The 19,513-nt window shown below is 71.8% G+C and carries 21 protein-coding genes and 1 pseudogene; 15 read left to right on the top strand and 7 right to left on the bottom strand.

Annotated elements, in window-relative coordinates; genetic code table 11:
- From paoA to paoC, 3 genes are all read left to right on the top strand, one after another.
- Positions 1–573, top strand: a 573-nt coding sequence (paoA, locus tag ASF27_RS14175; protein ID WP_056360967.1) for an aldehyde dehydrogenase iron-sulfur subunit PaoA, incomplete at its 5' end; no start/stop codon positions are given.
- Complete coding sequence (locus ASF27_RS14170; protein WP_056360966.1) at positions 570–1,520, top strand: xanthine dehydrogenase family protein subunit M; 951 nt, start codon at positions 570–572, stop codon at positions 1,518–1,520. The genes paoA and ASF27_RS14170, both read left to right, overlap by 4 nt.
- Positions 1,521–1,703: 183 nt before the next feature.
- Entirely contained in the window at positions 1,704–3,923 is a 2,220-nt protein-coding gene (paoC, locus tag ASF27_RS14165) for an aldehyde oxidoreductase molybdenum-binding subunit PaoC (protein WP_056360963.1), read from the top strand.
- Positions 3,924–4,041: 118 nt separating this feature from the next.
- On the opposite strand, the pseudogene ASF27_RS14160 reads toward paoC, so the two are convergent.
- Together ASF27_RS14160 and ASF27_RS14155 are read right to left on the bottom strand one after the other, a co-directional pair.
- Positions 4,042–4,547, bottom strand: a pseudogene (locus ASF27_RS14160) (cupin domain-containing protein).
- Positions 4,548–4,586: 39 nt separating this feature from the next.
- Positions 4,587–5,165 carry a glutathione peroxidase gene (locus ASF27_RS14155; protein WP_056172957.1) on the bottom strand — a complete coding sequence of 193 codons (579 nt, stop codon included), beginning with the start codon at positions 5,163–5,165 and terminating at the stop codon, positions 4,587–4,589.
- 253 nt (positions 5,166–5,418) lie between these two features.
- On the opposite strand from ASF27_RS14155, the gene ASF27_RS14150 reads away from it, so the two are divergent.
- The gene (locus tag ASF27_RS14150) at positions 5,419–5,928 is read left to right on the top strand and encodes a PRC-barrel domain-containing protein (RefSeq protein ID WP_056360960.1); all 510 of its coding nucleotides are present in this window, start codon (positions 5,419–5,421) and stop codon (positions 5,926–5,928) included.
- A 502-nt stretch (positions 5,929–6,430) separates the two neighbouring features.
- Positions 6,431–6,715 (top strand): hypothetical protein, encoded by a 285-nt coding sequence (locus ASF27_RS14145; RefSeq protein ID WP_056360957.1) that lies wholly within the window; start codon positions 6,431–6,433, stop codon positions 6,713–6,715.
- Positions 6,716–7,003: 288 nt separating this feature from the next.
- On the opposite strand, the gene ASF27_RS14140 is transcribed toward ASF27_RS14145, so the two are convergent.
- From ASF27_RS14140 to ASF27_RS23430, 3 genes are all read right to left on the bottom strand, one after another.
- On the bottom strand, positions 7,004–7,429 hold the full coding sequence (locus ASF27_RS14140) for a cupin domain-containing protein (protein WP_056172951.1): 426 nt from the start codon (positions 7,427–7,429) through the stop codon (positions 7,004–7,006).
- 98 nt (positions 7,430–7,527) lie between these two features.
- Positions 7,528–9,060, bottom strand: a complete 1,533-nt coding sequence (locus tag ASF27_RS14135) for a porin (RefSeq protein ID WP_056360954.1) — start codon at positions 9,058–9,060, stop codon at positions 7,528–7,530.
- On the bottom strand, positions 9,057–9,191 hold the full coding sequence (locus ASF27_RS23430) for a hypothetical protein (RefSeq protein WP_277996074.1): 135 nt from the start codon (positions 9,189–9,191) through the stop codon (positions 9,057–9,059). The genes ASF27_RS14135 and ASF27_RS23430 overlap by 4 nt, the downstream gene beginning before the upstream one ends.
- Positions 9,192–9,518: 327 nt before the next feature.
- On the opposite strand from ASF27_RS23430, the gene ASF27_RS14130 reads away from it, so the two are divergent.
- From ASF27_RS14130 to ASF27_RS14090, 9 genes are all read left to right on the top strand, one after another.
- On the top strand, positions 9,519–9,782 hold the full coding sequence (locus ASF27_RS14130) for a hypothetical protein (RefSeq protein ID WP_056360951.1): 264 nt from the start codon (positions 9,519–9,521) through the stop codon (positions 9,780–9,782).
- 301 nt (positions 9,783–10,083) lie between these two features.
- A complete protein-coding gene (locus tag ASF27_RS14125; RefSeq protein ID WP_056304955.1) occupies positions 10,084–10,347 on the top strand; it encodes a hypothetical protein in 264 nt (87 codons plus the stop codon).
- Between the two features lie 320 nt (positions 10,348–10,667).
- Entirely contained in the window at positions 10,668–11,372 is a 705-nt protein-coding gene (locus ASF27_RS22320; RefSeq protein ID WP_056360947.1) for a hypothetical protein, read from the top strand.
- The gene (locus ASF27_RS14115; protein ID WP_056360945.1) at positions 11,317–12,594 is read left to right on the top strand and encodes a terminase family protein; all 1,278 of its coding nucleotides are present in this window, start codon (positions 11,317–11,319) and stop codon (positions 12,592–12,594) included. Before ASF27_RS22320 ends, ASF27_RS14115 begins: the two co-directional genes overlap by 56 nt.
- Before the next feature lie 27 nt (positions 12,595–12,621).
- Positions 12,622–13,773 (top strand): phage portal protein, encoded by a 1,152-nt coding sequence (locus ASF27_RS14110; protein WP_056360942.1) that lies wholly within the window; start codon positions 12,622–12,624, stop codon positions 13,771–13,773.
- Positions 13,774–13,853: 80 nt separating this feature from the next.
- Positions 13,854–14,405, top strand: a complete 552-nt coding sequence (locus ASF27_RS14105; protein WP_056360939.1) for an HK97 family phage prohead protease — start codon at positions 13,854–13,856, stop codon at positions 14,403–14,405.
- On the top strand, positions 14,402–15,673 hold the full coding sequence (locus tag ASF27_RS14100) for a phage major capsid protein (RefSeq protein ID WP_056360935.1): 1,272 nt from the start codon (positions 14,402–14,404) through the stop codon (positions 15,671–15,673). The genes ASF27_RS14105 and ASF27_RS14100 overlap by 4 nt, the downstream gene beginning before the upstream one ends.
- 201 nt (positions 15,674–15,874) lie before the next feature.
- Entirely contained in the window at positions 15,875–16,189 is a 315-nt protein-coding gene (locus ASF27_RS14095) for a hypothetical protein (RefSeq protein WP_056360932.1), read from the top strand.
- Positions 16,111–17,097: a cupin domain-containing protein gene (locus ASF27_RS14090; protein ID WP_082479101.1), complete on the top strand. Its 987-nt coding sequence runs from the start codon at positions 16,111–16,113 to the stop codon at positions 17,095–17,097. The genes ASF27_RS14095 and ASF27_RS14090 overlap by 79 nt, the downstream gene beginning before the upstream one ends.
- 75 nt (positions 17,098–17,172) lie before the next feature.
- On the opposite strand, the gene ASF27_RS14085 is transcribed toward ASF27_RS14090, so the two are convergent.
- Both ASF27_RS14085 and ASF27_RS14080 read right to left on the bottom strand, forming a co-directional pair.
- Positions 17,173–18,042: a trypsin-like serine protease gene (locus ASF27_RS14085; protein ID WP_056172852.1), complete on the bottom strand. Its 870-nt coding sequence runs from the start codon at positions 18,040–18,042 to the stop codon at positions 17,173–17,175.
- 125 nt (positions 18,043–18,167) lie between these two features.
- Positions 18,168–18,878, bottom strand: a complete 711-nt coding sequence (locus ASF27_RS14080) for a trypsin-like serine protease (protein WP_244481012.1) — start codon at positions 18,876–18,878, stop codon at positions 18,168–18,170.
- A gap of 65 nt (positions 18,879–18,943) precedes the next feature.
- Between ASF27_RS14080 and ASF27_RS14075 the strand changes: the two genes are divergently transcribed.
- Positions 18,944–19,507: a hypothetical protein gene (locus ASF27_RS14075; protein WP_056360924.1), complete on the top strand. Its 564-nt coding sequence runs from the start codon at positions 18,944–18,946 to the stop codon at positions 19,505–19,507.
- Positions 19,508–19,513: the final 6 nt, after the last annotated feature.

Below are 19,513 nucleotides of genomic sequence, written 5' to 3'. Positions count from 1 at the left end.
GCGGCCCTGGCGGCCGTTCCCTCTACGGCGGGCGCCGCACCCGCTGGCGCCGACAAGCCCGTTCTGGCGAAGGTGTCGCTGACGGTGAACGGCCAGCGCCGGGACCTCGAACTCGACACCCGCACCTCGCTCCTCGACGCGGCGCGCGAGCACCTGCACCTCACGGGCTCGAAGAAGGGCTGCGACCACGGCCAGTGCGGCGCCTGTACGATGATCGTCGACGGACGGCGCATCAACGCCTGCCTCACCCTCGCGGTGATGCACCAGGGCGCGGAGATCGTCACCATCGAGGGGCTGGGCCAGCCGGACGCCCTGCACCCGATGCAGGCCGCCTTCATCAAGCACGACGGCTTCCAGTGCGGCTACTGCACGCCGGGCCAGATCTGCTCGGGCGTCGCCGTGCTCGCCGAGATCAAGGCCGGCATCCCGAGTCACGCCACCGCCGATCTCAACGCGCCGATGCAGGTCACGGACGCCGAGATCCGCGAGCGCATGAGCGGCAACATCTGCCGCTGCGGCGCCTATTCCAACATCGTCGAGGCGATGACCGAAGTCGCGGGGAAGCAGGCATGAAGTCCTTTACCTACGAGCGCCCGACCTCGGCCGCCGAGGCGGCGGCCGCCGTCGCCCGCACCCCGAACGCCAAGTTCATCGCCGGCGGCACCAACCTCCTCGACCTGATGAAGCTGCAGATCGAGACCCCGACGCACCTCGTCGACGTGAACGGCCTCGGCCTCGACACCATCGCGGCGACCCCGGAGGGCGGCCTGCGGGTCGGCGCCCTGGTGCGCAACACCGATCTCGCCGCCGACGCGCGGGTGCGCAAGGATTACGCGGTGCTGTCGCGCGCGCTGCTGGCCGGCGCTTCGGGCCAGCTGCGCAACAAGGCCACCACGGCCGGCAACCTGCTCCAGCGCACCCGCTGCCCGTACTTCTACGACACGGCGCAGGCCTGCAACAAACGGGCACCCGGTTCGGGCTGCTCGGCCCTCGACGGGGTCTCGCGCCAGCTCGCGGTGATCGGCGCCAGCGAGGCCTGCATCGCCACCCATCCGGGCGACATGGCGGTGGCCATGCGGGTGCTCGACGCCACCGTCGAGACCATCGATGCCAAGGGGGCATCGCGAAACATCCCCATCGCCGAGTTCCACCGCCTGCCGGGCGACCGGCCCGAGGTCGACACCACTCTGAAGCCCGGCGAACTCATCACGGCGGTGACGCTGCCGAAACCGCTGGGCGGCACGCACATCTACCGCAAGGTTCGCGACCGGGCCTCCTACGCCTACGCCCTCGTCTCGGTGGCCGCCGTGGTGCAGCCGGACGGCACCGGCCGGGCGGCCTTCGGCGGCGTCGCGCACAAGCCGTGGCGGGTCGAAGCCGCGGAGGGCGCGATGGCGCAGGGCGCCAAGGCGGTGACCGCGCAGGCCTTCGCCGGGGCCAAGCCGACCCATGACAACGCCTACAAGCTGAAGCTCGCCGAGCGCACGCTCGGCGCGGTGCTCACCGAAGCGAGGGCTTAGAGCCATGAAGTTCGACACCCCCGCCGGCCAGAACCCCATCGACCAGCTCAAGGTCGTCGGAAAGGCCACCGACCGGATCGACGGCAAGTACAAGACCACCGGCACCGCCCCCTACGCCTACGACTGGCATGCCCTTCCGCTCGCTCTACACCCACGGCNTCGATGAACAGCGGCGAGATCTCCATGAAGTTCGACACCCCCGCCGGCCAGAACCCCATCGACCAGCTCAAGGTCGTCGGAAAGGCCACCGACCGGATCGACGGCAAGTACAAGACCACCGGCACCGCCCCCTACGCCTACGAGCGCCACGACGTGGCGGCGAACCAAGCCTACGGCTACGTGCTCGGCGCCGGGATCGCCAAGGGCCGCATCCGGGCGATCCACTCGGAGGCGGCCAAGCGCGCCCCCGGCGTCCTCGCCATCGTCACCACCCTGGAGACGCCCCGCCTCGAACGCGGCACCATGAACGCCGCCTACCTGTTCGGCGGCGACCGGGTGCAGCACTACCACCAGGCCATTGCCGTGGTGGTCGCCGAGACCTTCGAGCAGGCCCGCGCGGCGGCCTTCCTGGTCAAGGTCGACTACGCCCCCGAGGCCGGCAAGTTCGACCTCGCCACCGAGGCGAAGGGCGCGCCCCCCGCGCCGGGCGACAGCGGCGAGGGCAGCGGCGGCGACGGCGTCGAGCGCGTCGGCGATTTCGAGGGCGCCTTCGCGTCGGCCCCGGTGCGGTTCGACGAGACCTACACCACCGCCGACGAGAGCCACGCCATGATGGAGCCGCACGCCACCGTGGCGGCCTGGGACGGCGACAAGGTCACCCTCTGGACCTCCAACCAGATGATCGGCTGGGGCCATGGCAGCATGGCCAAGATCCTGGGCATCCCGAAGGAGAACGTCCGGCTCGATTCGCCCTATGTCGGCGGCGGCTTCGGCGGCAAGCTGTTCGTGCGCGCCGACGCGGTGCTGGCGGCGCTGGGCGCCAAGGCGGCGGGGCGCCCGGTGAAGGTGGCGCTGACCCGGCCGCTCGTGGCCAACAACACCACCCACCGGCCCGCCACCATCCAGCGGGTGCGCATCGGCGCGACCAAGGACGGGACGATCACCGCCATCGCGCACGAGAGCACCTCCGGCAACCTGCCCGACGGCGATCCCGAGACGGCGGTGAACCAGACCAAGCTCCTCTACGGGGGTGCCAACCGCATGACCGCCATGAAGCTCGCCCATCTCGACCTGCCGGAGGGCAACGCCATGCGGGCGCCCGGCGAGGCGCCGGGCCTGATGGTGCTCGAGGTAGCCATGGACGAGATGGCGGAGAAGCTCGGGATGGACCCGGTGGCGTTCCGCATCCGCAACGACACCCAGACCGACCCGAACAAGCCCGACCGCAAGTTCTCGCACCGCGACCTCGTCGGCTGCCTGACGCGCGGCGCGGAGACGTTCGGCTGGGCCAAGCGCAACCCGAAGCCGGGCTCGGTCCGGGACGGGCACTGGCTCGTCGGAATGGGCGTGGCCGCGGCCTTCCGCAACAACATGGTGATGAAGTCCGGCGCCCGCGTCCGGCTCGACGCCAAGGGCACCGTGACCGTCGAGACCGACATGACCGACATCGGCACCGGCAGCTACACCATCATCGCCCAGACGGCGGCCGAGATGATGGGCGTGCCCCTCGACCGCGTCGTGGTCCGGCTCGGCGATTCCGCCTTTCCGGTCGCGGCGGGCTCGGGCGGCCAGTGGGGCGCGAATTCCTCCACCTCCGGCGTCTACGCGGCCTGCGTGAAGCTGCGCGAGGCCGTGGCGCAACGCCTCGGCATCAACTCGGACGATGCCGTCTTCGTGGACGGGGAGGTGCGGTCCGGCAACCGCGCCGTGCCGCTCGGTGAGGCGGCGCGGGCCGGCGCGTTGACGGGCGAGGACAGCATCGAGTTCGGCGACCTGTCGAAGACCTACCAGCAATCGACCTTCGGCGGGCATTTCGTCGAGGTCGGCGTCGATGTCGACACGGCGGAGGTGCGGGTGCGCCGGATGCTGGCGGTCTGCTCCGCCGGCCGCATCCTCAACCCGAAGACCGCCCGCAGCCAGGTGATCGGCGGGATGACCATGGGCACGGGCGCCGCCCTCATGGAGAAGCTCGACGTCGACACCAAGCGGGGCTTCTTCGCCAACCACGATCTGGCCGGCTACGAGGTCCCGGTCCACGCCGACATCCCGCACCAGGAGGTGATCTTCCTCGACGAGGTCGATCCGATCTCCTCGCCCATGAAGGCCAAGGGCGTGGGCGAACTCGGCATCTGCGGCGTCGGCGCCGCGGTGGCCAACGCCGTCTACAACGCCACGGGCATCCGGGTGCGGGACTACCCCATTACCCTCGACAAGCTCCTGGACCGGATGCCGGAAGCCGCCTGACCGGCCGGACGGGGGGACCCCTCCCCCGAGAGCCGCCCGACAGAGCGGACAGGGGGCCCTCCCCCCGGGAGCCGCCCGACAGAGCGGACGGGGGAGCCCTCCCCCGTCCGCATCCGGCTCACGGGTGCTTGTGGATCGGATCGACCCACGGGACCGTCTCGGGCCGCTCGACGGGGTCGACATCCGTGATGTTGACCACCACCGCTTCGTTGTCCGAGCGCACCAGCACGCAGTGCAGGGGCTCGTCCGGGGAGGCGTTGATCTCCTGGTGCGGCACGTAGGGCGGCACGAAGATGAAGTCGCCGGGGCCGGCCTCGGCGACGTATTCGAGCCGGTCCCCCAGCGCATCCGGGCGCGCCCCGACAGCACGAAGATCACGCTCTCCAGGGCACCGTGGTGGTGCACGCCCGTCTTGGCGTCGGGCTCGATCGCCACGGTGCCGGCCCAGATCTTGTGGGCGCCGACGCGGGCGTGGTTGATGGCGGCCTGCCGGAACATGCCCGGCGTCTGCGCCGTGTTGGGGTCGAGCCTGTCGCCGGGGATCACACGGATGCCATCGTGCTTCCAGCGCGGGGCGGCGTCCCCCGGCGGGGACGCGTCGTGATCTTGATCGTGGTCCTGCATCGCGAAACCTCCCTGGGGGTCGATCGAAGGGCCGGCCGCTCAGGCGGCGGGCAGTTCCCCCACGATGGCGGTGACGATGCGGGAATCCGTCGGCTCCATGGAATGCGGGAAGGCCGCGAGCAGGCTGCCGTCGCGGGCGACGAGGTACTTGTGGAAGTTCCAGCCCGGGGTGGCGCCGGGCTTCTCGGCCGCCGCCCAGCGGTAGAACGGATGGGCGGCGGGGCCCTTCACGTGGGTCTTGGCCACCACCGGGAAGGTGACGCCGTGGTTCTTGCGCGCCGCCTCCGCGATGGCGACACCGTCCAGGGTCTCCTGATTGCCGAAATCAGGCGACGGCACGGCGATCACCGTGAGGCCGCGGGCGCCGAACCGGGTCCACAGACCCTGAAGCCCGACGAACTGCCCGGCATAGCCGCAGGAGGTCGCGGTGTTCACGACGAGGATCGGCTTGCCGGCGAAATCCGCCAGAGGGAGACCGCCGCCCTCGGGTTTCTCGAAGGTGAAGGCCCCGGCCCGGGTCTCGCCCGCCTGCGCGGCCCGCGCGCCGCCGGCCAGGGCCGCGCCGAGGAGGATCAGGGCCCGTCGGCGGGGCAGGGTCTCGCTGAGGAAGGACGGCATGGCGGGGCTCCCGGGGATTCGCGGCGCGGGGCACCCGCGCGGTCTCTCGGTGGGAATCTAGGGCGCGAACGGCCCCCGTGTCTCGCGCCGATCGTCCCAGGTCGCGCCTTCGTGCATGCAGGGGATAGGGATCCTTGCGCGCGGGCGGAGCGATCCGTGCACGTGGGCGGAACCATCGGGCCGTCCCGAGCTTGAGCGTTCGACACGGCCCCACCCGGCCCCACACGCCCCTGACCCGGAAAGACCAGCCTCCATGCGCAGCCTGTTGCTCGGCACCACCCTCCTCGTCGCCGGCACCCTCGGTGCCCTCGCGCAGGCGCCGGAGGCAACGGCGCCCGGCACGGCCCCGGTTCCGGCGGCCCCCGCCACCCTCGCCAACGACCTGCGCCCGACCTTCGTGGCGCAGAACCCCACCGACATGGTCACGTCGAAGCTCGTTGGACTGACGATCCAGAACGGCGCCAACGAGACCATCGGCGAGATCGCCGACGTGGTCCTCGACGAGAAGAGCACGGTGAAGTCGTGGGTGGTCGGCGTCGGCGGCTTCCTGGGCATCGGCACGAAGTACGTCGCCATCGATCCGAGCGCCCTCAAGCTCACCCGCACCAACGACACCACCCTGAAGGCGACCATCGACACCAACAAGGACCAGCTCCGCGCCGCCCCCGAGTACATCTACCTCGGCAAGGCCAAGACCGATGCCAAGACCGACGCCAAGACCGATGCGAACACCAAGCCGGCCGAGCCCGCCAAGGCGCCGTAGGATCGAGATCCCCTTCGCGGGAAGCTGCGCACGAGGGTTCCTCGGGCACGCATCGGGCGGGGATCGCATCCGGCGCATCGTCGACGGACCGTCTCGACGCGGCCCGATCGATCGGCCCGGACCGCGCAGGTTCGTCCGGCCGGTGACGTCGTGGATCAGGCCCGTCCTCGGCCCGGACTTCGCATGAGCCTGGGCCGCCATCACGGCAGCCCGGTACCGCCGAGGGCGGAGGCGCCGCCGGTCGCAGGTCCGGTCCGCGCCGGACCAGGGTCCAGTCCAGCGAACGACGGGATCATCCGTTCTCCGGCAACGGAATTTCGATCCGACTTGGTTCGGGCCGACTCGCGGGCTCGGGCCGACTCGCGGGCTCGGGCCGACTCGCGGGACTGTGCCGGCCCACGATACGGTCTGTCCGGCGCCCGTCAATGCAAGTATAGATCTTGACAAATCCGCATAAATTACTATACCTAACGGTGTTGTATTCATATCTCAGGCTATCACGATGTCCTCGGCCGACTTGGTCCCTGTCACGCCACGGGATGAAGCCCTCGACATTCTCCGGCTCGTGGCGGCCGATGCTCCCACTGCCACGCTGGCCCCCTATCTGCGCAGCCTGATGACCCACGACCATGAGCAGGCGTTCGCGATCATGCGCGGCTCGGGCAACGCGATGTCGGCCTCGCTCCAACTCCTCACACTCCTGGAAGACCGGGGCCTAATCACCATGGAGGAAGTCTTCGCGGCCGAAGAGGCACGTCTCGCTACCGGTGACGCGCGCGGGGCCTGAGGGCGGACAAGCCCATGCCGCCCCGAAGACCGAGGCTCTCGGGAGTCGGGTCGCCGTCCGCGGCGTCGCCGTTGGAAAGCTCATCCCCGTAGAGTTTGGATACAGGGAACGGGGCGACGATCGTCAGGGCGCCGATCACGCGCATGGCGATGCGCCTCGTCCGCGTGGAGGGCCGACGCGGGCCTGGAGGGTCCGGCCCCTGTGCGTCCGATCACGGTCCGCGCCATCGACGCGGACCGAGCGCCTCCCATGGTCGGCGTCGCACCGAACCTCACCCGCCGGACGCGTTCAATCCCGCTGGCGGATGAAGCTGTCCGGCGTGCCGGTGCCGGCCTCCACGAAGCGGATGTCGCGGGGTTCGCGCCGGGGGGTGTCGACGGAGAGGAACACCATCGGCTCCTCCAGGATCTCCGGCACCGAGTGGACCACGCCGCGCTTGAAGAACACCAGGGTGCCGGGGCCGACCTCGATGGCGGGCTCATCGGCGAACTTCATGAGGCAGCGGCCCGACAGGGCGTAGAGGTACTCGTCGCAGGACGCGTGGCTGTGCGGCGGCGTCGGCCGGTAGACCCGGAACACCCGGGCGCTTGCCGCCGGATCGTCGGTGAAGCGGTGATCGGCCACCATGGTGTCGGCGGTCTCGGGCAGTTGGGCGGCGTGCGCCGCGACGTCGAACACACCGTGGGCGGTGAGGGGGGTCGGGCTGTGGCTCATTGGGGGTCGTCCTCCGGCGGGGTCTGATTTTCGCCGGAGGGTACCGGGTTTCCGGGGCGCACCCAAGGGTGGGGGTCCGGCCCACCCTCGGCACGGCGTCAGTAATTCCACTGCAGCTGCCCGCGGAACAGGTGGCCTTCCGCTCGGCCGAGGCGGCGCTCGTCGGCCTCCCGGCGCTTCATCCGGGCATACGCGAGGGTGATCTCGAGGGGCTTGGTCGGCTGGAACTCGACGCCGACCTCGACCTCGTCGGTGTCGAGGCGGGGCGCGTTGGTCGCCACCTTCCAGCCGCCCCCATAGGTCTGCCAGCGCGCGTAGGGCATGAACGGGCCGATGGGGGAATGGTCGACCCGGACCATGGCCTGGACGTAGCCGCCGCTGAGCGGCTTCTCCGCGATCATCCGGGTGACCACGTCGAATTCCGGGCCGCGCCCCCAGTTCCACTCGGCCTGGAGGCCGAAGGGTTGCGGATACAGGATGGCGTGGAGGCCGACGCGGGCATCGCTGAACGCCGCCGGGCTGACGCCGCCCGTGCGGATCTCGGGCTGGAACCGGTTGCGGTAGGCGGAAGCCCCGACCTCGAGGACCTGGCCCTCGAACGCCGCGCCCAGACCGTCGAGGGCGAAGGGCCACGTCGCCATGCCGGCCACCATGAGATCGTCGTTGCGTTCCGTCCGGTTGATGGTCTGGCCGTTGTAGATGCCGACGCCGAAGGCGCCGTAATTGCCGAACAGCTTCTGGCCGCCCTTGGCCAGCCGGTCCCAGAGGCCCTGGACGTGGGCCGGCGTGTAATAGGCGGTGATGCCAATGTCGCGCTCGCCCGGAATGGCGCTGTTGATGGCGTCCGAGCGGTCGAGGGTGAGACGGTTCTGCGAGGATTGCAGGTTCTCCCAGCCATACGGCACCTTCTGCTGGCCGAAGCGGATCTTGGTGCTGCGCCCCTCGTCGAGGAACACGTCGGCGAAGGCGTCGCGCAGCTGTGCGAAGTTTCCGCGCCCCTCGGTGCCGACCTGGTTGGCGACGTTCACGGCGAAATCCGGCTGAAGGTAGATGAACACCCGCTCGTGGATGTCGCCCTGCAGGACGAGGCGCACCCGGCGGAAGGTGAAGTTGCCCCGCTCGGTGATGCCGCCGTCGTGGACGGAGCGCAGGCGCGACCGGCCGGCCGGCGTGGTGCCGTCCCCCGAGAGGATTTCGTTGACGCGCATCTGGGTGTAGCCGCGCAGGGACAGGCGCTCGAACCAGGTTTTCGGCGACCCGGCGGGCTTGGGGCCGTCCACCCCGGGCGGGGGCGGCAGCAGGGCGTCGATCCAGGTATCCGGTCGGTCGATGGCGAAGGCGGGCCGGTCCGCGTGGACGGCCCGCGTCGCCGCCGGAGGAGCGACGGCCGAGTCGACGGGCCGGCCCGCCGCCGGCCGGGTGCCGGCTTCGCTGCGATGCGCGACCCGGGCCGGGGCCGCCCGCGCGCCGCGGCCGGATTCGGCCTGCGCCTTGATCATCGCCTTGAGCTCGTCGATCTGGCGCTGCAGCTCCGCGACGGTCTGGGCCTGGGCCGGCGCCAGCGTCAGGACGCTCCATCCGAGGGTCGCCGCCAACAGGCCGAGCGTCGGCGCCAACAGACGTTGTCTCATCTCTCGATCCTTTGCATCTGCAGCATGCCGGCCGGCATCGGCGGCCCGTCGAACCCGAGCCGGCCGCGCGCATCGCCTGCACCCGCGGCGTCGAGGCATCGCCGCAGCAACGCCTCGACAAAGCGGTCCATGTTCGAAGCATAACCTTGCTGGGCGGCGCATTAGGCTTGGCGAATGACGCTACCGTGACGCGAATATTCCGCGACAAGTCGGGATTACAACGTGATCTGTCTGCGTTCGCGCGATGCCGCCCGCCGCCCGACTTGCCGTGCACCATGGGGGGCGGCCTGCCGGACCGGGTGAAGACGGCTCCACGGAGCATTCCGCGCACGTCGGCTTAATCCATGGTGGCGCGTGCGTCGCGGCACCTTCAGAATGAAATCGAAGCCCTATGTTGTTTTCCAGAAGCAACGGACAGACCGGAACGCCGGTTTGTCGCAGAAGTGGATTATAAGACAATGACAAAGACCCGTATCGCCGCCCTCGCCACCGCCGTTGTTCTTGGCTTTGCCTCGCTCTCCCCGGCCATGGCCTACGAGACGAAGGGTCGCTACACCGGCTTCCTTCCCCCCGAGGTCGAGACCACCGGTTCGGTCTATGCCCCGTCTCACGTGCCGACCTATGGCGGCTGCGCCATGAGTTCGGCCGCCGAGGGCAACGCCAACCAGCAGAACTTCCCCGTGATGCAGTACGGCCAGACATCGGGCGGAAACCGCTGCTGATCCGATCTCACACAAGTCAGCAACAGCAAGGTATAGACATGGTCCTGAAAAGCTTTTCCTACGGCATGATCGTCGCCTTCGCCGCCGGTCTGGCCTTCACCATCGTCGGCACCTCCCAGGCGATGATCGGCCTGTAACGACCGCTCCGGGCGAGCGACCGTCCTCGAGATTGCCCGGGGTGGCGCGTCGGCCGCGACATCCCGGAAGCAGAACGCGCACCTCACCTCTCCTCTTTTCAATCATCGGCCAATCGTCGGCCCTGGTCCGCAGCGCGGATCGTCCTGAACAGGATACTCAGATCATGACCAAGACCCGCATCGCCACCCTCGCCACCGCCGTTGTTCTTGGCGTTGCCTCGCTCTCTCCGGCCATGGCCTACGAGAAGAAGGGCCGTTACACTGGCTTCCTTCCCCCCGAAGTCGAGACCACCGGTTCGGCCTACGCCCCGTCCCGCGTGCCGGCCTACGGCGGCTGCGCCATGAGCTCGGCCGCCGAGGGCAACGCCAACCAGCAGAACTTCCCCGTGATGCAGTACGGCCAGACCTCCGGCGGAAACCGCTGCTGATCGGAGCCCGGGAGGCGACGCCCATGGTTCTGAAGGGGTTCTCCTACGTCATGATCGCGGCCTTCGCCGCTGGTCTGGCCTTCACCATCGTCGGCACCTCGCAGGCGATGATCGGCCTCTAGACTTTCGCCCCGGCCACGAGTCCGGCCTGCGAACAGGGATGGTGGAGCCCCGGCTCAACCATCCCTGAAGGCCGTTAAAGCGAGCCTCAATCATAAGATCTAAATCCCAAAAATAGGAATTTATGATTGACAGCGCGACGCTCCTGCGGTATCACTACCCCACGCTCAAGAAGTGTGGATGGAGAGGGGGCGGCGGCGATGAACCTCACCCCCGTCGATGCGGAGCGGAAGGCGCAGGCCGAAGCCCTGTTTCGCGAGACCGACAAGACCGTCCGGGAGATCGCGGCGGAAACGAAGCTCAGCGCCGCGACCCTCCGCAAATGGTGCCGCCAGGAGACGTGGCGCCCCCCCATCGCGAAGACCGCACCGGCGGCCTGGTCGCCCGCGCGCTGCGCCGCCCTGGCGCGGGTCGACCGCGCCTACGGGGTCACCCGCGCGGATCTCGCCGCCGTGCTCGGCCTGACCCGCCGCACGGCGCCGGCCTTGTTCTCGTCCTGCGGGCTGCCCGAGGCGGCGGAGGGGCCGCCCCCCGGCCCCGCCATCCTCCGGGTGGCCCTGCTCACCCACATCACCCGGCAGGTCGCGGCCTTCGACGTGGCCCTGAAGGAGGCGCCCCCCGGCCTCGACTCGGCCCGGGTGCTGCGCGACCTCGGCGGCCTCAAGCGCCTCCTCGACGACCTTGCCGCCGCCCCCAGGAGCGACCCCGATGCGACACGCGGCGCGCACACGGACGGCCCCGGCGACGCCGGCTCGGGCACCGACCCGGACGCAGAACGGGACACCGACCTGCCCGCCCTGCGCGCGCAGATCGCGCGGCGCTATGCGGCGTTCGTCGGCGAGCGGCCGGATGCCGGCTTTCCTGGAGAGCCTGCCGCCGCACCTGATCCGGGCCCTTGCCCGTGACTGGCTCCACACGGCGCGGGCCGACCAGCTGTCGCCGTGCCCGGACGACATCTGGACCACCTGGGCGGTGGTGGGCGGGCGCGGCTCGGGCAAGACCCGCACGGGGGCCGAATGGGTCCGGGCCCTGGCCCAGGGCGACCCCGCCTTCACCGCCCGGCCCGTGGGCCGCATCGCCCTCATCGGCGAGACCTTCGCGGATGTCCGCGACGTGATGATCGAGGGGCCGTCGGGGCTGCTGTCCCTGAACGGCCCGCGCCCGCGCTGGTCGCCCTCGCGCCGCCGCCTCGACTGGCCCAACGGCGCCGTGGGCCTCGCCTTCTCGGCCGAGGAACCCGATTCCCTGCGCGGCCCGCAATTCGGGGCCGCCTGGTCCGACGAGATCGCCAAGTGGCGCTACGCCGACGCCACCTGGGACATGATCCAGTTCGGCCTGCGCCTCGGCCACGCCCCGCGCGGCCTCGTCACCACCACGCCGCGCCCGATCCCGCTCCTGCGCCGGCTCCTCGCCGACCCCACGACGGTGGTGAGCCGCTCCCGCACGGCGGACAATGCCGACAACCTGGCGCCGAGCTTCCTCGACGCGGTGGTGGGGCGCTACGCCGGCACCCGCCTCGGGCGCCAGGAGCTCGACGGCGAGCTCATCGAGGACCGTGCCGACGCCCTGTGGACCCGCGCGGCCCTCGAACACACCCGCGTCGCCCGCGCCCCGGAGGATCTGCGCCGCATCGTCGTGGCGGTGGATCCGCCGGCCACCTCGAAGGCCGGGGCCGATGCCTGCGGGATCGTGGCGGCGGGTCTCGCGCCCTCCGGCCACGCCTACGTGCTCGCCGACGCGACCCTCGCCCGGGCGACGCCCGAGGCCTGGGCCGCCGCGGCGCTGGCCCTCTACCACCGCCTCGATGCCGACAGTCTCGTGGTCGAGGTCAACCAGGGCGGCGAGATGGTGACCGCCGTCCTCGCGCAGGTCGACGCGTCCGTGCCGGTGATCCCCGTACGGGCCACCCGCGGAAAATACCTCCGGGCCGAGCCGGTCTCGGTGCTCTACGCCCAAGGACGGGTCCACCATGTCGGCGCCCTGCCGGCGCTGGAGGACGAGCTCTGCGATTTCGGGCCCGACGGCCTGTCCTCCGGCGCCTCGCCCGACCGCCTCGACGCCCTCGTGTGGGCGCTGACCCACCTCATGCTGCGGGGCTCCGCCGAGCCGCGCATCCGGCGGCTGTGATCCGCCGCCGTTCAGGGGATTTCCATCATGCCCAACCTCTTCACCCGCCTCGCACGGGCAGCCTTTCCCGTGCCCGAAACGAAGGCCGCGCCCCTCGCGGTGCCGTTCTACGGCGAGGGCCGGGCGGTGTGGACGCCGCGCGAGGGGAGCGCCCTCGCCCGCGAGGGGTTCCAGCGCAACGCCGTGGTCCACCGGGCCGTGCGGCTCGTGGCCGAGGCCGCCGCGTCCCTGCCCCTGGTGCTGGCGGACGCAGGGAACGAGCACCCGCTCCTGCAATTGCTCGCCCGCCCGAACCCGCGCGAGGGCGGGGCGCGGCTCCTCGAATCGGTCTACGGGCACCTCATGGTCTCGGGCAACGCCTACCTGGCGGCCGAGAGTCTGGACGGCACCCCGCGCGAGCTCCACGCCCTGCGCCCGGACCGGATGCGGGTGGTGCCGGGGCCGGACGGCTGGCCCGTGGCCTACGCCTACACGGTGGGGGGCCGCACCCTGCGCTACAACCTCGACCAGGCGGGCGTCGCGCCCATCCTCCACCTCACCCTGTTCCATCCGGGGGACGACCATTACGGCCTCGCCCCCATGGAGGCGGCGGCCACCGCGCTCGACATCCACAACGCCGCCAGCGCCTGGAACAAGGCCCTCCTCGACAACGCCGCCCGGCCCTCGGGCGCCCTCGTCTTCGCCGCGCAGACCGGCGGCACCTTGAGCGAGGCGCAATTCACCCGCCTGAAGGCCGAACTCGAAGCCAACTACCAGGGCGCCGGCAATGCCGGGCGCCCTCTGCTGCTGGAGGGCGGCCTCGACTGGAAGCCCCTGGCCCTCTCGCCGAAGGACATGGATTTCGTCGAGGCGAAGGGTGGTGCGGCCCGCGAGATCGCCCTGGCCTTCGGCGTCCCGCCCCTGTTGCTGGGCCTGCCCGGCGACAACACCCACGCCAATTACGCCGAGGCCAACCGCGCCTTCTACCGCCAGACGGTGATCCCGCTGGTGCGCCGCACGGCCGAATCCCTCGCCCACTGGCTGGCGCCCGCCTTCGGCCCCGCCCGCCTGGAACCCGACCTCGACGCCATCGAGGCCCTCGCGCCCGAACGCGAGTCGTTGTGGCGCCGGGTCGGGGACGCAGAGTTTCTGAGCGACACGGAGAAGCGCGCGGCGGTGGGTTACGGCGCGGCGGGGTGAGGCCGCGCCCCGACCCTCTCCTTTTGCGGGGGGGACGCGCGCACGAAGCGCAGATCTCGTTCCCAACTCCGGAGCCCCCCATGGACGGCCATTTCACCGGCTATGCCAGCCTGTTCGGCGTGCCCGATCTCGGGCGCGACGTGGTGGCGCCGGGCGCGTTCGCTGCGAGCCTCCGCGCCCGGGGGGCCTCGGGCGTGCGCATGCTGTGGCAGCACGATCCGGCCGAGCCCGTCGGGCGCTGGCTGTCGCTGACGGAAGATGCGCGCGGCCTGCGCGTCGCGGGCCAGTTGAACCTCGCCGTGCAGCGGGCGCGCGAACTCGACGCCCTCCTGCGCGAGGGCGCCCTCGACGGGCTCTCCATCGGGTTCCGCACCGTCAGGGCGAGCCCGGACCGCGGCGGCCTGCGCCGGCTCCACAGCCTCGACCTGTGGGAGATTTCCCTCGTCACCTTCCCGCTCCAGCCCGGCGCGCGCATCGCGGCGAAATCCGCCCCCTCGGAATCCCTGCCCTCGGAATCCCTCCCCTTGGCGCAGGCGCTCCACGCCTTCGCCCGGCGCGTCGCCCCGGCGCGCGCCCATCCGTCCACCCGGCCCGTCGCCGCTCCCTCCCCCCGCGCCAAGAGGTTCGCATGACCGTCCATCACCCCCTCGAAACCAAATCGTTTCCGCTGGAGAACAAGGCCGCCGGCGGCGATCCGGCCGTGGCCCATGCCATGACCGATCTGCAGGGCGCCTTCGCGGCGTTCCGCGAAACCAACGACACCCGGCTGGCCGAGATCGAGGGCCGGCTCGGGACGGACGTGCTGACGGAAGAAAAACTCGCCCGCATCGACGCGGCCCTGGACACCGCCCGCACCCGCCTCGACCGCCTCACCCTCGACGGGCGCCGGGCGCCCCTCGGCGCCGGCAACCCACCCCGGGACGCCGCGGCCACGGAGCACAAGGCGGCCTTCGACCTCTACGTCCGGGCCGGCGAGAGCGGCGGCCTCAAGCGCCTGGAGGAAAAAGCCCTGTCGGCGGGCTCCGGCCCGGATGGCGGCTACCTCGTGCCCGAGACCATCGAGCGCGACGTGCTCACCCGGCTGGCCCGCCTCTCGCCGATCCGGGCGCTCGCCACGGTCCGCACGATCTCGGGCGGGCAGTACAAGCGCGCCGTCTCGGTGACGGAGGCGGTGTCGGGCTGGGTCGCCGAGGCCGCGCCCCGGCCGCAGACCGACGCGCCGACCCTGTCGGAGCTGAGCTTCCCCGCCATGGAGCTCTACGCCATGCCGGCGGCGACCCAGACGCTGCTCGACGACGCCATCGTCGACATCGACGCCTGGCTCGCCGACGAGGTCGAGACGGCGTTCGCCGAGCAGGAGGGCACCGCGTTCGTGACCGGCAACGGAATCAGCCGCCCGCGCGGCTTCCTCAGCCACGACACCGTGGCGAATTCCGCCTGGGTCCCGGGCAAGCTCGGGCTCATTGCCACGGGCGCGGCCGGGGCGTTCCCGGCCGCCAACCCGGCCGACGTGCTGTTCGACCTGATCTACGCCCTGCGCGCCGGCTACCGCCAGAACGCCGGCTTCGTCATGAACCGGCGCCTGCAGAGCACGATCCGAAAGATGAAGGACGCCGACGGCAACTACCTTTGGCAGCCGCCCCAGGGGGCCGACCGAAGCGCGACCCTGCTGGGCTTCCCGGTGACGGAGGCCGAGGCCATGCCGGATGCGGGGGCCGGCAGCCTGTCCCTGGCCTTCGGCGATTTCCGCCGCGGCTATCTCGTGGTCGACCGCGCCGGCCTGCGGGTGCTGCGCGACCCCTACTCGGCCAAGCCCTACGTGCTGTTCTACACCACGAAGCGCGTCGGCGGCGGCGTGCAGGACTTCGATGCGATCAAGCTGTTGAAGTTCGCGGCCTGACACCGGCCCCCGGGCCTTCGGGCCCGGGGGATCCAGTCTTAAGGAAGCGGAAACGCTAGCGCGCGATCGTCGGACGAAGATGTGGATACACTCCGCAGAGGAAGCCAATTCAAGCATAGCGCGGTGCTAACCCCGTCCCCGGGCGCTCCCTCCGGTCGGGGACGGGTCGTTGCGGCGGCGCCCTCGCCCGAGGGGAGCGCCATGGACCAGACCAACCGCCGCCTGTTTCTCGGCGCCCTCGCGGCGGGCGGCAGCCTGGCCGCCGGCGGGGCGCTGGCGGCGGAGAGCGGCCCTCTCCAGACCGGCCCTGCGCGGGACGGTCATGCGGCGGGGGCCGACGTCGCCCCGGATTCCACCTTCCTGCGCACGATCCCCCGCAAGCCGGGGCCTGCCCCGGTGTTCACGGCCTCCCTCGACGGCGGCCCGGTCAAGGCGACCTGGGCGGCTGGGCGCGGGAGATCACCACCCACCAGCTGCCCCTCGCCACCGGGATCGCGGGGGCCCACATCTTCCTGAATGCGGGCGGGGTGCGCGAGATGCACTGGCACGCCTCCGCCGAGTGGGGCTACATCGTCGCCGGCCACTGCCAAGCGACGGTGATCGATGCCGCCGGGGAGATGGAGGTCGTCAACTTCGCGCCCGGCGACACCTGGTACTTTCCGGGCGGCCACGCCCACGCGATCCAGACCCTCGGGTCCGAGCCGTGCCACGCCATCCTGGCCTTCGACGACGGCCTGTTCGGCGAACACGGCACCTTCGGGCTGACCGACTGGATGAGCCGGATCGACCCCGCGATCCTGCGCGGCGCACTCGGGGTGCCGGAGGCGACTCTGGCGGCCCTGCCGGCCGGCGAGACCTACATCATCCAGGGACCCGTCGTGCCCCGCGACGGCGCAACGGCGCGGGCCGAGCGTCCGCTGCCGCCGGAGCGCACCCATCGCTTTGCCCTGGCGGGTGCCGTAGCGGTAGCCGAGGGGGCCGGCTCCACGATGCGGATGGCGCCCGCCGGCGCCTTCCCGGTCTCGGCGGGGATGACCGGCTTCCTGGTGCGCCTCGCGGCCTGCGCGGTGCACGCGCCCCACTGGCATACCCGCGCGAACGAGTGGCACTACGTCGTGCGGGGGCGGACGCGCGTGACCCTGTTCGGCCAGGACAAGCACATGGCCGTGGCCGAACTCGGCCCGGGCGACTGCGCGTACCTGCCCCGGTCCTGCGGGCATTCGGTGGAGAGCATCGGCACCGAGACGGCCGAGATCGTCGGCGTGCACGACAGCGGCGTCACTGACGAGACCTTGCTGGCGACCTGGCTGGCCCGGGTGCCGCGCGGGATGCTCGCCGCCAACCTGGGCGTCGACGAGCAGATGGTCGCCGGTTTCCCGCCGGCGGCCCGGACCTTCAGCCGGCCAGGGACGAACCGTCCGTAAGGCATCGGCCCGCGAGGAAGCCGGCGCCCAGGCGGGGTTCGTGAAAGCGGCCCCGGTTCCGCATCGAAACCCGGCTCAGCGCCGTCCCGGCCGCGCCATCCACTCGGCGCGGGCCGCGGCCTCGCCCGGTTGCATCCGGCTCATCTCGGCGGCGCGGGAGGAAATCCAGCCGGTGTGCTCGGCCGTGGGGGTGACGGCGGTGAAGCCGCCGCAGGCGGTGCGGGCGCGCTTGTCCTGGCGCATGGCGCCGCTCGACCAGCTCACCACGCCGACGATCTGATAGCCGCCGGGGCCGCCGCGCAGGATCGGGCCGCCGGAATCGCCGAGGCACGCGCCCGCCCCCGCCGTCTCGGCCATGCGGCGCCGGTCGGTCACCACGGTGACGCGGTTGGCGACCTGGAGCGGGCCGATGGAGACGAGCTGGGCCTGGCGCAGGGTGCGGGCGGTGTTGCGCCGGTTCTCCGCCACCACGCCGAAGCCCGCGATCTCGACGGCGTCGCCGGTGTTGATGCCGCCGCCGCGCGGATCGAGGGGCTGGAAGTCGCCGCCCAAGGGCTCGGCGAGCTTGATGAGAGCGAGATCGATGCCCGGCTGATCCTCCGGCGTGGTGCCGGGGACGAATTCGGGATGCATGGACGCCGCCGCCACGGCGATGCGGCGCGAGCGGAAGGCGCGGTCCACCGCCACAACGCTGTAGCTGGCCCGGTGCATCACGCAATGGGCCGCCGTGAGCACGAGGTCGCTGGCGATGAGCGTGCCCGAGCAGATCTCGCCCTGGCTGCTCTCGATGCGGACCACGGAGGCGCGCAGGCCGTTGGGATCCCGCGAGACCGCGCCGTTGATCACCGCGAAGGCGGGCGTGGGCAGGAGTGCGGGCGCGAGCGCGACCAGGGCCGCCACGGTGAATGTGCGAAGGACGGTGGCGCGAAACGCGGTCGGCAGCATCGTGTCTCTCCCGCGTCCCGGCCCCGAAGGGAGGCGTCCCGGACGGCCATGGTGGAAACCTATCTGAACGGAATCCCTCGGCCAAGCTCTGGTTCCGCCCGCGACGCCGATCGGCCGGGGCGGGCTCACGGACGGTCCCAGCGGGCGGCGAGGCCCCAGCCGGCCAGGGTCGCGTCGATCCAGGCGCGCTGCGGCCCGAGCAGGACCCCTTGCGAGAGACCGCCGCAGGCCCCGCCGACCCAGGCCGCCACCGCGACGACGCCCATATCCGCCGCGACCGGCCCACCGGAATCGCCCTGGCAGGCGCCGGCGCCCTTCGCGCCGCGCAGCCAGACGAGGATGCGGCTCGGCCCGTAGGGTTCGACCACGGGCACGCCGGCCTGCCGGTAGGTGCCGGTGCTGCGCGGATCCCCCGGCCGCGCCACGCCGTAGCCCGAGACGGTGAGGGTCTCGCCGGCGCGCGGCATCGCCGCGCTCAAGGTGGCGGGCACGAACGGCGCCGGCAGGGGCGCGGCGAGGCGCACGAGGGCGAGGTCGATGGAGCGGCGACGCCCCGCGATGGCGCCCGCATCGTAGCCCGGATGGACCGCCTGCGCGGCGGGCTCGGCCAGCACCGGCGCCCCGGTGGCGTCCTTGTAGTGCACCCGGTGGACGAGGCGCGGCGCGAGGCAATGCCCGGCCGTGAGCACGGCGCCCGGTGCCACCACCACGCCGGTGCACACGCCACCGTTCGAGGACAGCACCATGACGGCGTGAGAAGCCGCCTCCGGAGCCGGATCGCCGCCCACCACCGCGTGCGCCGGACCCATGATCGGGGCCGGAACCGCGACGCCCATCAGCAGGGCGAGACGCCCGAGACCAGTCCGAGCCATCGGCAACACCCCGCACCTTGGAGACGACGATGACCCCGATACGCGTCGCAGGCGCCACCGTCGAGCCGGTGAGCCTTGGCGAGATGCGCGCCCATCTGCGCCTCGATTCCGACGAGGGCGGGGCCGAGGACGCCCTCCTCGCCGCCCTCGTGGCCTCCGCCCGCGCCAGCGTGGAAGCCGCGACCCGGCGAATCCTGGCGCCCGGGCGCTACCGGATCATGCTCACGGCCTGGCCCGCCGCCGGGTTCGTGCCCCTGCCGCTCAGCCCCCTGGTGGCCGTGGAGCGGGCCGGCCTCGTCGATGCCGAGGGGACGGTCACCGACCTCGCCCCCGGCCTCGTGCGCCCCGGGCCGGACCCCGTGGAGGCGCCGGGCCTCGTGGTCTCACCCGAGGCGCCGTCGCTCCACGCCCGCGCCGCCCTCGTCGAGGTCAGCGCCGGATACGGCGGCGACGGCCCCCCGGCGCCCCCGATGCTGCTGCAGGCGATCCGGCTCCTCGCCGCCCACGGCTTCGAGCATCGCGGCGACACGGGCGCGGGCCCGCCGCCATCCGTCGCCGCCCTCGTCGCCCCCCTGCGGCGCCTGTCCCTATGATCACGG

Source organism: Methylobacterium sp. Leaf102 (assembly GCF_001422425.1).
GTDB lineage: Bacteria > Pseudomonadota > Alphaproteobacteria > Rhizobiales > Beijerinckiaceae > Methylobacterium.
Note: the sequence above shows the minus strand (reverse complement) of the source record. Positions and strands in the feature narration are given on the sequence as shown.

Coding starts and splice junctions, on each gene's coding strand:
- ASF27_RS14170 (WP_056360966.1), top strand. CDS start 570: ATGAAGTCCTTTACCTACGAGCGCCCGACCTCGGCCGCCGAGGCGGCG.
- paoC (WP_056360963.1), top strand. CDS start 1,704: ATGAAGTTCGACACCCCCGCCGGCCAGAACCCCATCGACCAGCTCAAG.
- ASF27_RS14155 (WP_056172957.1), bottom strand. CDS start 5,165: ATGCCGTCCTTCCTCAGCGAGACCCTGCCCCGCCGACGGGCCCTGATC.
- ASF27_RS14150 (WP_056360960.1), top strand. CDS start 5,419: ATGCGCAGCCTGTTGCTCGGCACCACCCTCCTCGTCGCCGGCACCCTC.
- ASF27_RS14145 (WP_056360957.1), top strand. CDS start 6,431: ATGTCCTCGGCCGACTTGGTCCCTGTCACGCCACGGGATGAAGCCCTC.
- ASF27_RS14140 (WP_056172951.1), bottom strand. CDS start 7,429: ATGAGCCACAGCCCGACCCCCCTCACCGCCCACGGTGTGTTCGACGTC.
- ASF27_RS14135 (WP_056360954.1), bottom strand. CDS start 9,060: ATGAGACAACGTCTGTTGGCGCCGACGCTCGGCCTGTTGGCGGCGACC.
- ASF27_RS23430 (WP_277996074.1), bottom strand. CDS start 9,191: ATGGACCGCTTTGTCGAGGCGTTGCTGCGGCGATGCCTCGACGCCGCG.
- ASF27_RS14130 (WP_056360951.1), top strand. CDS start 9,519: ATGACAAAGACCCGTATCGCCGCCCTCGCCACCGCCGTTGTTCTTGGC.
- ASF27_RS14125 (WP_056304955.1), top strand. CDS start 10,084: ATGACCAAGACCCGCATCGCCACCCTCGCCACCGCCGTTGTTCTTGGC.
- ASF27_RS22320 (WP_056360947.1), top strand. CDS start 10,668: ATGAACCTCACCCCCGTCGATGCGGAGCGGAAGGCGCAGGCCGAAGCC.
- ASF27_RS14115 (WP_056360945.1), top strand. CDS start 11,317: ATGCCGGCTTTCCTGGAGAGCCTGCCGCCGCACCTGATCCGGGCCCTT.
- ASF27_RS14110 (WP_056360942.1), top strand. CDS start 12,622: ATGCCCAACCTCTTCACCCGCCTCGCACGGGCAGCCTTTCCCGTGCCC.
- ASF27_RS14105 (WP_056360939.1), top strand. CDS start 13,854: ATGGACGGCCATTTCACCGGCTATGCCAGCCTGTTCGGCGTGCCCGAT.
- ASF27_RS14100 (WP_056360935.1), top strand. CDS start 14,402: ATGACCGTCCATCACCCCCTCGAAACCAAATCGTTTCCGCTGGAGAAC.
- ASF27_RS14095 (WP_056360932.1), top strand. CDS start 15,875: ATGGACCAGACCAACCGCCGCCTGTTTCTCGGCGCCCTCGCGGCGGGC.
- ASF27_RS14085 (WP_056172852.1), bottom strand. CDS start 18,042: ATGCTGCCGACCGCGTTTCGCGCCACCGTCCTTCGCACATTCACCGTG.
- ASF27_RS14080 (WP_244481012.1), bottom strand. CDS start 18,878: ATGGGCGTCGCGGTTCCGGCCCCGATCATGGGTCCGGCGCACGCGGTG.
- ASF27_RS14075 (WP_056360924.1), top strand. CDS start 18,944: ATGACCCCGATACGCGTCGCAGGCGCCACCGTCGAGCCGGTGAGCCTT.